The 10651-nt window shown below is 67.1% G+C and carries 9 protein-coding genes; 2 read left to right on the forward strand and 7 right to left on the reverse strand.

The window, feature by feature from the left end; all coding sequences use genetic code 11:
- Positions 1-102: 102 nt before the first annotated feature.
- Positions 103-1296, reverse strand: a complete 1194-nt coding sequence (locus Q0C41_RS26370; RefSeq protein ID WP_291989083.1) for an SIR2 family protein — start codon at positions 1294-1296, stop codon at positions 103-105.
- A 524-nt stretch (positions 1297-1820) separates the two neighbouring features.
- On the opposite strand from Q0C41_RS26370, the gene Q0C41_RS26375 reads away from it, so the two are divergent.
- Entirely contained in the window at positions 1821-2756 is a 936-nt protein-coding gene (locus tag Q0C41_RS26375; RefSeq protein ID WP_291989085.1) for a hypothetical protein, read from the forward strand.
- A complete protein-coding gene (locus Q0C41_RS26380) occupies positions 2753-3790 on the forward strand; it encodes a hypothetical protein (protein ID WP_291989087.1) in 1038 nt (345 codons plus the stop codon). The genes Q0C41_RS26375 and Q0C41_RS26380 overlap by 4 nt, the downstream gene beginning before the upstream one ends.
- A gap of 345 nt (positions 3791-4135) precedes the next feature.
- Here the strand turns inward: Q0C41_RS26380 and Q0C41_RS26385 are convergent, their stop codons facing one another.
- The 6 genes from Q0C41_RS26385 to Q0C41_RS26410 form a co-directional block, all read right to left on the reverse strand.
- Positions 4136-5035, reverse strand: a complete 900-nt coding sequence (locus Q0C41_RS26385; protein WP_291989088.1) for a restriction endonuclease — start codon at positions 5033-5035, stop codon at positions 4136-4138.
- A 43-nt stretch (positions 5036-5078) separates the two neighbouring features.
- On the reverse strand, positions 5079-5309 hold the full coding sequence (locus Q0C41_RS26390; RefSeq protein ID WP_291989090.1) for a DNA/RNA helicase domain-containing protein: 231 nt from the start codon (positions 5307-5309) through the stop codon (positions 5079-5081).
- A gap of 241 nt (positions 5310-5550) precedes the next feature.
- Entirely contained in the window at positions 5551-6003 is a 453-nt protein-coding gene (locus Q0C41_RS26395; protein ID WP_291989092.1) for a nuclear transport factor 2 family protein, read from the reverse strand.
- Positions 6000-7340 carry a mandelate racemase/muconate lactonizing enzyme family protein gene (locus Q0C41_RS26400; protein WP_291989094.1) on the reverse strand — a complete coding sequence of 447 codons (1341 nt, stop codon included), beginning with the start codon at positions 7338-7340 and terminating at the stop codon, positions 6000-6002. Before Q0C41_RS26400 ends, Q0C41_RS26395 begins: the two co-directional genes overlap by 4 nt.
- A gap of 3 nt (positions 7341-7343) precedes the next feature.
- A complete protein-coding gene (locus tag Q0C41_RS26405) occupies positions 7344-8678 on the reverse strand; it encodes a mandelate racemase/muconate lactonizing enzyme family protein (RefSeq protein WP_291989096.1) in 1335 nt (444 codons plus the stop codon).
- The coding region (locus tag Q0C41_RS26410; RefSeq protein WP_291989098.1) for a TonB-dependent receptor at positions 8678-10651 on the reverse strand (1974 nt) is incomplete at its 5' end. The genes Q0C41_RS26410 and Q0C41_RS26405, both read right to left, overlap by 1 nt.

Here is a 10651-nt window from a genome sequence, read left to right on the forward strand (position 1 = left end):
CTGCATCCGGCGGTTCTACGCCACCGTTTTGCCCGGCGCAAGGCCGGCGAGCAGGCCGCTCACCCGCCGAGTGGCCCGCGCAGCCGGCCCGAGCTGCCCACGCTATTCCCGGAAGGACCCAAAATCCTGGAATGTCGCCTTCTGAAAAGGATGTTCAGCGTGTGAAACCGCGGAGGCCGTCAAGACGAATGCACGCTTCCCAGCGCCTCTGTGGTTGGCGACCCACTCCACCACAGCCCCATCAGGGCACGGGTCAACGGCGAGGAGCACCAGCGACGGGTTTGTTAGTGCGGTTTCGATGACGCGATTCACGTGGGCGTCCCCAAACCCGTAGCCCAGAACAAGGAAGAACGTCTGCGGGACGGCCAGACGTCCCTGGAACGCTCTGAACATGTGCGAGAACGGCATGTCCAGCGTTTGGGCGAACTTGTTGGCTGTGGGAAGAACGGCAATGGGTGTGGGCTCCGTCTTGTCGAGAAATGCGGCCTTCTCTTCGGGTTTGGCGAGAGCGGAGTACCGACCAAGAGTGTTTGGATCCGGGTGATGAGCGACGACGCGTGCCTTCAGGTTGCGCCAATGGATGGAGCCGTGCAGCTTGTACAGATGCAGAAATCTGTCGAGGCGCCGGACCCGTCCCTCTGCCACGTCGCCTGGGTAGTAGATGTCTAGGCCATATACCGACGGATCGAAGTCGCTGTGCGCCCGGCCAGAGAAGCCGTCAAAGTACTGTATGCCCAGTCGCTCCAACGCTTGCTCAAAGAGCGTGTCGTAGTTGAGCGTGAACAGATGCGCGCGGCCAAGCGAGCTGTCCCTGGCGACGAGCTTGGCCAGAAACGACAGATGGGGCGCTACGGCCTTGCCATCGTCGGAGCTTAGACGCAGGGCACATTCCCAGAAGATGGCGGAACTCGCACGCTGAACGAACCAATCGACCGCTTCCGGCGATGGGTCGCACCCACCAGCCCACCGGACACCAGATAGGGGAGAGCCGGGTGCCGAGACCACATGCAGGGCGTTGACGATGAAGGATAGCCAGCCCTCGAAGCCCAAGACGGCCCGCTTATGACCGAGGTCGTCTCGACGGTGCTGTACGAGTTTGTGTACCTCGGCTGGCAGATTGGCGCACTTCGTGACGGCTTCCAGCACGGACGCCTCAAGGTCGGCCATCGTCTTGCCACCCTCCGAAACCGAAGCACCCGCGCCTGAGAGAACAACAACGTTCTCCATTCGCAGCCACTCAGCTATCAGCGCCTGCAGGCGGCGGAAGGCGTCCTTTTCCGACAAGCCCTCGAGCAAATCTTCAGAGCCAGTCTCTGAATGGCCTAGGAGCACACGGTCGCCATGGACTGCTGGCTTTGCGGTAGTTGGGTTCATCGAACGCGTACACCCGTATCCGATCGTGCTTTTCGGCGCTCATGCGCCCGTTGGCCGGAGTGGCGTCACCGAGCGCATGGTGCAGGACAGTGCGAATTCACGCTCCAAGCGCATGAGACCGTGTGCCGCTGGCCTTCGATCAGTCGGCGCCCAAGGAGGCCGCCCGAGCGAAGAAGTGGCTGTACGGTCCAATTCTGAGCGATCTTGACACTCAGATCCGAAGCTGGTTGCCATTTCATAGCACATCAGCCACGGTTGTGGTGTCGTGATCTTCCTGACACGCACATGCTGACTACCGCGCGCGTGCCGCCGTACCTCGCTGCCTTGCATGGTTCGTTCTCGCGCAAAAGGGTCCTACAGCCGCTTGACGACCAACAGCGTCGTTCACGACCTAAAGGTCGCTTGCTGCGTCCAATCGACCCATCGATACTGCGCGGGGGGCAACCATGTACAACGATACGCGCTGGGGTGACCCACGAGAGCGTGACGGTGGTGGACCAGAGCGTGATGTCGGCGGTCGTGGCGGCAGCGCCGACGCTCGTCCGCGCGACGAAGACCCGCGCGACGTGTTCCGGCGCGACCTCGATCTGCCCGACACTCGCGAGCGCGTCCAGGTGCAACTTCGCGATCGCTCGTACCGCCTGAACGACGAGGACGTCCGAGCGCTGTCCACGATCGGCGCTTTCCGCGTTGTTGCCGAGGAGGACCTCGGCCGACCTGCTGCAGACCAGCCTGACTCGCGTGAGGACGACGGCATCGGCCGCCTTCGCGACGCCGGTCTGGTAGAGACGGTGGCCATCGACGGCGCCGACCAGCGGGCCGTGGCGTTGACCAGCGAGGGGCGCGAGCTGCTCGAGGCGTCACGTCTCGGGCGCGACGGCGAGCGGCGGCAGGTCTTCCATGCCCGCCTATGCCGCCCGCGCGAGCTGTCGCACGACATGCAGGTGTACCGCGCCTACCAGCACGAGGCCGACGACATCCGTGCCGAGGGTGGCCGCGTGGTCCGCGTGGTGCTCGACCACGAGTTGAAGCGCGACTACCAGCAGTTCCTGCAGGAGCCCAACCGCGGCGACGCGCAGAGCGACGGGCGTCCCGGCCGCTCGCGCGACGAGGCGCACGAGTGGGCCGACCAGCACGACCTGCCGTGGTTCGACGATCAGGCACACTTCCCCGACTGCCGCATCGAGTACGAAGACCGCTACGGGCGCGACCAGCACCGCGACGTCGAGATCACCACGCCGCACTATCGCGGCGCGCATGCTGCCGCAACGGCGCGCGCCGGCTTCGCCTGCCATCGCGGTCCCGGGCTGGCCGGTCGCCAAGGGAGCGGCCGCAGCGGCAGCGGCCCGCGCGGCGGACTCGCCGAGGAACTCCTTCGATGATCGACCTCAGCGTCGTGGAACGCCTCAGGGGTATGCAGGGAGTGCGTGCTGGGCGGCTGGAGCAGGAAGGGTTCACGCCCAAGCAGGCCGCCTTCCTGTTCCTGGTGCTGGAGCACTCGGGCGTGTTCGTCGAGCGGCAGTACTGCGCGTACGCCGGCATCACGCACGGGCAGAAGACGCACGACTTCCTGCGTCGACTCACCGGGAGCGGGCTGGCGCGCGAGGTCCGCCCGGGCGCGCTGCACCGAGGACGCCTGTACCACGTCCGCCACAAGCGCCTGTACGCCACCATCGGCGAGGCCGACAACCGCAACCGCAGACCCGCACCCATCGGCGCGCTCGCGTCGCGGCTGATGCTACTCGACCTGGTGCTCGACGACCCGTCCCGCGTCTGGCTCGGCACATCACGCGAGAAGCGGCTGTACTTTGCCGAAGTGGATACCCTGCGGCGCCTGGACGATGTGGACCTGCCGCACCTGCGGTACGGGGCGGGGCGCGACACGGTGCTGCGGCTCTTCCCGGACAAGCTCCCGATTGGCACCATGACGGAGGACCCCGACACGCACGTGTTCACGTACCTCGTGACGCGCCGCGACCCCGTCGACTTTCGCGCGTTCCTGCAGCGCCACCACTGGCTGCTCTGCTTCGGCGGCCCGTGGACGCTGCGCATCGCCCTGCCGCGTCCCTTCCACGGGCTCGAGGGCCGCTACCGCGCCGTGGTGCGCGAGGAACTCTTCTCGCCGATGGAGCTGAGCGCCGTGCAGGAGCTGGAGTGGTACTGCCAGGAGCGCTTGCGTCGAGAGTCCGACCCCTCACCCGCCCGCGACCGGCGCTTCGACGAGGCGGAGCGCCGCTTCCGGACCGCGCGGTGCGCCTCGCTCTATCGCCAGTACAAGCAGCGCGGCGTCGCCGCACTCAACGGCGTCGTCACCCGCGTGCTGCTGGACAAGCTGCAGCGGAAGGAGGCGCGGGTCGTGTTCGTGCCGCTCACGCGGCAGTATCTGCACCTGGCGCCGCTGGTGGGCGTGGCGTAGGCGTCTCTTCGGGCTGCGGCTACATCCGCCTCATCGGGCGGGACTCAGTCTCAGCTTCGTTGGAGCGATGACCTGGACCTGCAGTCGGCCACCGCGGCGACAGCTGCTCTGGAAGTACTCGGTCAGCGGCTTGTTCCCATAGATCCGGGGTGTCGCATTGCTGTTTGCTGAACGGCTCACACGACCACGAACGGGTTCCGGCGAGTCCCCGAGGTATATGTCGATGCCACCTTCTTCGGATGTGATGAAGCGCTCGAAGTCCCTAGGAATGTTGAAAAATCCTTTGGACCAGTAGGTGTCCTCGAGTGTGATGGTCAGGGTAGGCATCGGGAAGGCTGGCGCCGGTCAATTTTCGAAGTAATCGCTGTCGAGCTTCGGCACTCTCACTGCGCGGAGTGTCACGCCGACTTCGTGATCGATCATCAGGCCCGCGAGCCTTACGCCATCGATGAGGACGACCCGCTCGACGGACCTGGCGAACTCGACGGCCTGGGCGGTGTACGAGGACGTGGTGATGAAGACCCCCTTGTTGGCACGCTGACCAGCGAGGGCACCATAGAAGCCCTGCACATCTGGTCGACCGACCACACCCTGCCATCGCTTGGCTTGTACGTAGACCTTCTCCAACCCGAGCTTGTCGAGGGAGATGACCCCGTCGATGCCTCCATCTCCGACACCGCCAACCCGCTGGAGGTCGTCGCGACTGGCCCCGTAACCCATACGGTGCAGCAGATCGAGAACGATGGTCTCGAAGGATTGAGGCGTCACTTTGGAGAGCTCGTCCAGAAGTTCGCCTGCTACCGCCTGCCGTAACTCACCCAGTGCTTGCTCGAGGCGATCATCGGGGCTGGCCTTGCTGTCAACCGGGTCGACAACCACGTCGGGCTCCGTCACGGGCCGCAGGGTGACGTGCATGTTCTTCGTGGCCAGCTCTTCAATCGCCGCGTCGGTGAGGCGAGCCGGGTGCCCCTGCGCGAATGCCCGACCTGCGTCAGTCAGTTTCCAGAATCCGCGCCGAGTGCTTTCCGAATAGCCAGCCCGCTTCAAGCGGTCGTGTGCCCACCCTGCCCTGTTCTTGTAGACCGTTTGGACACCGCTGGGCAGGAGCTCCGCCTTGTCGGCGTCGGTCAGGCCGAGGGCTGTCGCGGCGGCCTCGTGAGCGTCCTTCGCCAGCGCGCCGTCCGGGCGCTGACACAGGTAGCGGAGAATCGGCTCGATGAACTGGTCGTATGTAGGGACGGGCAAGGGAGTCCTCGATAGACGCTGCCGACGTGGCGCTCGACACGTATCAAAGCACAGGTACGTCGACGTCCCGCAGGTAGCCGAACGTCTCGTCGTAGAACTCGGGCAGTCGCGTTGGATCCCGCCGGTCACCGGGCGGGATGAAGATTGCCGTCCCCTGGAGGGCTCGCGTCAGCAGCACGGGGTAGGCGTTGAGCAGGTAGCGCTGCCGGACCTGTTGCTTCACGTTGGTCCAGCCGCGTGGTATGGCCAGGAGCGCCTGCTTCGAGAGGCCCACCCCTCACCCACCCGTGACCGACGCTTCGACGAGGCGGAGCGCCGCTTCCGGACCGCGCGGTGCGCCTCGCTCTATCGCCAGTACAAGCAGCGCGGCGTCGCCGCACTCAACGGCGTCGTCAGCCGCGTGCTGCTGGACAAGCTACAGCGGAAGGAGGCGCGAGTGGAGTTCGTACCGGGATGCGGAGACGAAGGCTCAGCGCATTCTCGCCGAGAAGGGCGTTAGGGTTCGGCGGGGCGGATCAGGCAGGCGGCAGGCGCGTCGCATGCCAGCCAACCATCACCCAGGCCTCGCCGGTGCGATGCCAGATCGCCGTGAAGCGCAGGTGCGTGCGACTCGTACCAGTCGCCACCTGCGCCTCCGTTCTGGCGGTGCCCACGACCACGGCCGTTGTGCCGTACAGACGCACCGACACGTCGGCAGGCTCGAAGGCGGTGTACCGGGTGCGGCCGCTTCGAAGCGGCTCGAGATACGTCGCCTTTGAGTCGACTCGGCCGTTGGAGTGGGTGTAGACGAGGTCGTCGGCAAGCAGTGCTTCGAGAGCCTGAACGTCGCCAGCGACGAGTGCTAGCTCACGACGCTGCTCGGCGGCCAGCACCGAGGCCGCCGCGTCGGCGGATACGGCGAGCGTGTCCTGGCCCGGCTCGGAGCCGACAAGGAACGCGACCAGCAGCACTGTCGCCAGGCTCCTCATGCGCCGGCCACGGTGACGTTCGCTAGCGCCTCCTCGTTCCAGTCGATGCCGAATCCCGGTCCCTCGGGCACGACGGCTGTCCCCTGCTCCAGACGGAGCGGCGTGCGCACAAGCACGTTGCCGAGTGGACCGTTCAGCTTGTTGCCACCCTCCATGATCACGCAGTTGGGCGTGGCCACGGCCAGGTGCAGGGACGCCGAGAAGTAGAGGATGGTGCCGGTGCTGACGTGCGGGCTCCACGGCACGTTGAAGGCCTCGGCCAGGGCGGCGATACGCTGACACTCGGTGATGCCGCCGGCCCGGCAGACGTCCGGGTTGATGATATCGGCACCGCGGGTGGCGAGCAGATCGCGGATCTGGAAGCGGTTGTTCAACATCTCACCGGCACACACCGGCGTCTCGAGCGCCTCGGCCAGCTTGGGATAGCTCGCCTGGTCATCGGGCAACAACGCATCCTCGAACCACCCAACATTGCCGAGTCGATCGAACCGGCGCCCGGCCTGGATGGCTTCGTAGAGCTTGAAGGCACCGAGAGAGTCGACGGCGACCTGTCCCTGACGCCCCATGGCCTCGGACACGGCCGACACGCGCTCGATGTCCTCGCTCCCCTTGCCCTTGCGGTAGCCCATCTTGACCATCTGCATGCCGCTGGCCTTGGCCGCGCGCGCGTCGGCAACCAGCGCGTCGAGGGTGGCGCCACCGATGCCGCGATAGAGGGGCTGCGCAGCCCGGTATCGCCCGCCGAGCAGTTGGTAGACCGGCAGTCCGACTGCCTTGCCGAGGAGATCCCACATCGCCAGATCGACGCCAGCCAGTGCCTCGAGCTGGACGCCCGTCGAATAGCCGCGGACGCGCTCGGTGGTGAAGAGACGCTCCCACAGCGCGTTGATGCGGCGGGCGTCCTGACCTCGCAGCAGCGGTGCGAAGAGGTCGGTGATGACCCGCTGATGCATCCGCGGCGCCGAGGGGGCGTGACACTCGCCCCAGCCGACCAGCCCCGATTCGGTCGTGATCTTGACGAGGACGGCCTGCTCGAACCCCTTGAAGCGCGTCGGACTGGCGTGGTCGAGACGGTTCCAGAGGCCGACGCCGCCGGTCATGTCGCCAGCGGAAGGCAGGTCGAGCGGCTCGTCGAAGCCGATGGGCGTCGGCGGATTGCGGATGATGAGCGGCTCGACGCTGCGGATGACGAGCGGCCGCGTTGCGTCGAGGCGCTCCTGACGATCGCGGGCGGCCTGCGCCTTCGCCGACACGGGCGCAACCGCCGTCACGGCGAGGGCCGCGGCCAGCCAGCCGCGTCGCGTGATGTCGCTCGACCCTGGTACGTGGGGCCTCATCGATCAGCCCTCCACCCGGACGGCAGCCAGCGCCCGTTCGTCGAACGCCACGCCGAGGCCTGGACGCTGCGGCACCGACGCCGTGCCCGGCGTGATCTCCAGCGGCTGCTGCAGCAGGCGATTGCCGAAGGGCCCGTCCTGCTTGTTGCCGTCGTAGAGTTCCATCATGGCGCAGTTGGGTGAGGACACGGCGAGGTGGATCGACGCGGCGATGTACGGCGCCGATCCGGTACTGACGTGGGGTGCCCAGAGCGCGCCGAACGCGTCGGCGATCCAGGCGATGCGCCGCACTTCCGTGATACCCCCCGCCCGACCGACATCAGGGTTGATCATGTCGGCGCCACCGTGCATGAGGAGCTCGCGGAACTGGTGACGCGTGGACAACATCTCGCCAGCGCAGATCGCCGTGTCGACGGCGGTTGCCAGCTCCGGGTAGCGCGGGAGGTCATCGGGCAGCAGCGCGTCTTCGAACCAGGCGATGTTGCCGATGCGATCGAGCTCCCGCCCGACGCGCATGGCCTCGTTGAAGGTGAACGCGCCGAGCGCATCGACGGCCACCTGGGCCTTTGGCGCGATGGCCTCGGCCACTTCGGCCACCACCGCCAGGGCCTCGGTACCGGGCCCGCTGCGCAAGGCCATCTTCAGCACGGTGAATCCCGCCGCGACCATCTGCCGGGCGCGCTCGACCACCTGCGCGCCACGCTCACGACCGGTGTAGGTGCCCGAGAACGTCGCGTACGTCGGGATCGACGTGCGGTAGGCCCCGCCGAGCAGTTGGTAGACCGGCACGCCGACGAACTGTCCCAGGATGTCCCACAGCGCGAGATCGACGCCGGCAATGGCCTCGAGGTGGGCGCCACTCATGTAGCCGCGGACGCGCTCGCTCTGGAACATGCGCTGCCAGAGCCCGTCGACCTGCCGCGCATCCTGCCCGACCATCAGCGGCGCCAGCAGGTCGGTGATGACGCGCGCCTGCATTCGGGGCGCGACCGGCGCGTGGCACTCGCCCCAGCCGATCAGCCCGGCGTTGGTCGTCACCTTGACGAGCGTGGCCTGCTCGACGCCTGGCGTTCGCGACGGGCTGGCGTGGTCGAGGCGCCGCCACACACCGTACCCCTCGGCGACGGCCCCGACATCGCCCAGGCTGACCGGACCAGCCGGACTCGCGCCAGGTCCAGGCGCGCGGATGACGATGGGCTCGACGGCAGTGATGGTGAGCGGCCCGGTGCCGCGCACGGCACGGGCGACGGACGGCTGGGCGGCCAGCGGCGCCACGTCGGCCATCAGCGCGCCGGCCGCCAGGGAGGCCCGGCCGAGAAAGGTGCGGCGCGGAAACATCAGAAGGTGAACCTCGCGCCGACCTGGATCTCGCGGGCCGGCCCGGTGGACGTGATCGTGCCGAAGGCTGGCGTGCCGAAGACCCGTCCGGGCGCGTTGAACTGCGGCGTGTTGAACGCGTTGAACATGTCGAGCCGCAGCTCGAAGGCGCGTGGGCCCATCACGAAGCGCTTCTGCAGGTTGACATCGACCACCTTACGGCCGGGAGCTTCGACGGCGTTGCGCGGAGCATTGCCGAAGGTGAACGCCGGTGGCGCGCTGAACGCGGACGTATCGAACCAGGCCGAGACGCTGCGCTGGTCCGACGGCAGGTTCGGATCGCCGGTGAGATTCGGGCGGATCGACCCGCGCGACGTGTTGGCCGGGTTGCCGTTCATGATGACGTTGAACGGGCCGCCGCTGTGGAGGTTCATGCTCACGCCGAGTTGCCAGTCCGCCGCGACCACGCGGGCCAGGCCGCTGAGCCCGTCGCCGAAAGGCAGTCGATAGACCGCGCTCAGCTTGGCGACGTGACGGAAGTCGATGGCGCAGCGTCCCCACTCGCCGTCGAAGCGGTCGTTCTGGTTCTGCGGCTCCTGGTCCTCCGTGCCCACCGAACTGGTGGCCGGAGACGACCGCGTGTCGTAGCACCGCGAGTACACGTAGGTGGCCAGCACGTTCATGCCGAAGAAGTCGAGGTTCTGTCCGCGAAACTGCAGGCCGTTGTACTCGGACTCGGCGTCGGTGTCGAAGACGCGAATATCGCCGAAGGTCGTGAGCGGCCGTCGCGGCTGCACCGCCCCGGGACCGGGCGCCGGCGTGTTGAACGTCCAGGCATTGTCGAGACCGGTAGTCTGCGAGCCGACATAGCCGATTTCGGCTACCCAGCCGCCCTTCAGCCGCTGCTGGACGTTGGTGCTCCAGACCCTGGCGAGCGCCGGGCCATAGTCCTGCGCGACCGTCGTCAGCGTCGGGGTGGCCGTCGAGCCCGACTGGCCGCCCTCCGGGAAGCCGTTGGCCAGCGTCAGCGTCGGAGCCGTGCGCACCGTGTTGAACACGTCCTCGCGATTGAACGGCGGGTTGCGGAACATCAGCGCCACATTGGCCATCGTCGGCTGCGTCATGTAATGGCCGTAGCCGACGCGGACGACGGTGTCGTCGGTCCAGCGGTAGGTGGCGCCGAGCCGCGGCACGACGTCGTGACTGGCTTCGTGCAGGGGGCCGGACTGGCTGGGCACCGGGAAGAGCTCGAGGCTGGTGCGATCGAGGTTGCGGGCGATGCCCAGGTCGTCCTCGGTGGAGCCGGCGTATTCGTAGCGCAGGCCGAGATTCAGGGTCAGCCGATCGCTGAGGCGCCAGTCGTCCTGCACGTACGCGAAGGCATGCCGTTGGCGCAGCGAGGTGCGGGCGAGGTTCGGGATGCGGCCGGTCTGGTCGGGGAGGCCGAGCATGAAGTCGGCAAATGCATTGCCCGAGAGGAGTCCGGTGAACGAGAAGGAGCCCTGGTTGCGTGCGTTGACCGAGAAGAAGTCGGTGCGTCGCCGGAACACCTCGCCGCCGAATCGAAGCGAGTGCCGACTCAGGTCGAGCTGCGAGTTGACCTGAGCAGAGGGGTTCTCGTAGAGCAGGCGCGGGTTGGCGAAGGTCTCGCCGGTGCCCATGTACCCGGTGATGCCCGCTGACGGAATGCCGCGCAGCAGCGGGTCGTTCGAGTTCAGGCCGCTGATGCCGAAGTCACGCAACGGGTCGATGTCGGTGCCTTCACGTCCAGTCTGGTTGGGCGTGGACTCACGGACGAACGAGACGCGGGCGTCGATGAGCCAGCGCGACGACATGGAGCGCGTCAGGCCGACGACGTAGTTCTGGTTCTCGGGCTGGCCGAAGCTGCGGAAGTTCGGGTTGAGCTGTACGGTGTCGAGGGTCGCCTGGCGCGAGGCGAAGCGCCCGAAGATCGAGGTGGCGTTGTTGAACTGGTGGTCGACGCGGGCGAAGTA

It is taken from the genome of Luteitalea sp., assembly GCF_022842525.1.
Lineage (GTDB): Bacteria > Acidobacteriota > Vicinamibacteria > Vicinamibacterales > Vicinamibacteraceae > Luteitalea.

Excerpts from the sequence above, each read along its gene's own strand:
- Q0C41_RS26375 (WP_291989085.1), top strand. The coding sequence starts at position 1,821 with ATGTACAACGATACGCGCTGGGGTGACCCACGAGAGCGTGACGGTGGT.
- Q0C41_RS26400 (WP_291989094.1), bottom strand. The coding sequence starts at position 7,340 with ATGAGGCCCCACGTACCAGGGTCGAGCGACATCACGCGACGCGGCTGG.
- Q0C41_RS26405 (WP_291989096.1), bottom strand. The coding sequence starts at position 8,678 with ATGTTTCCGCGCCGCACCTTTCTCGGCCGGGCCTCCCTGGCGGCCGGC.
- Q0C41_RS26380 (WP_291989087.1), top strand. The coding sequence starts at position 2,753 with ATGATCGACCTCAGCGTCGTGGAACGCCTCAGGGGTATGCAGGGAGTG.
- Q0C41_RS26395 (WP_291989092.1), bottom strand. The coding sequence starts at position 6,003 with ATGAGGAGCCTGGCGACAGTGCTGCTGGTCGCGTTCCTTGTCGGCTCC.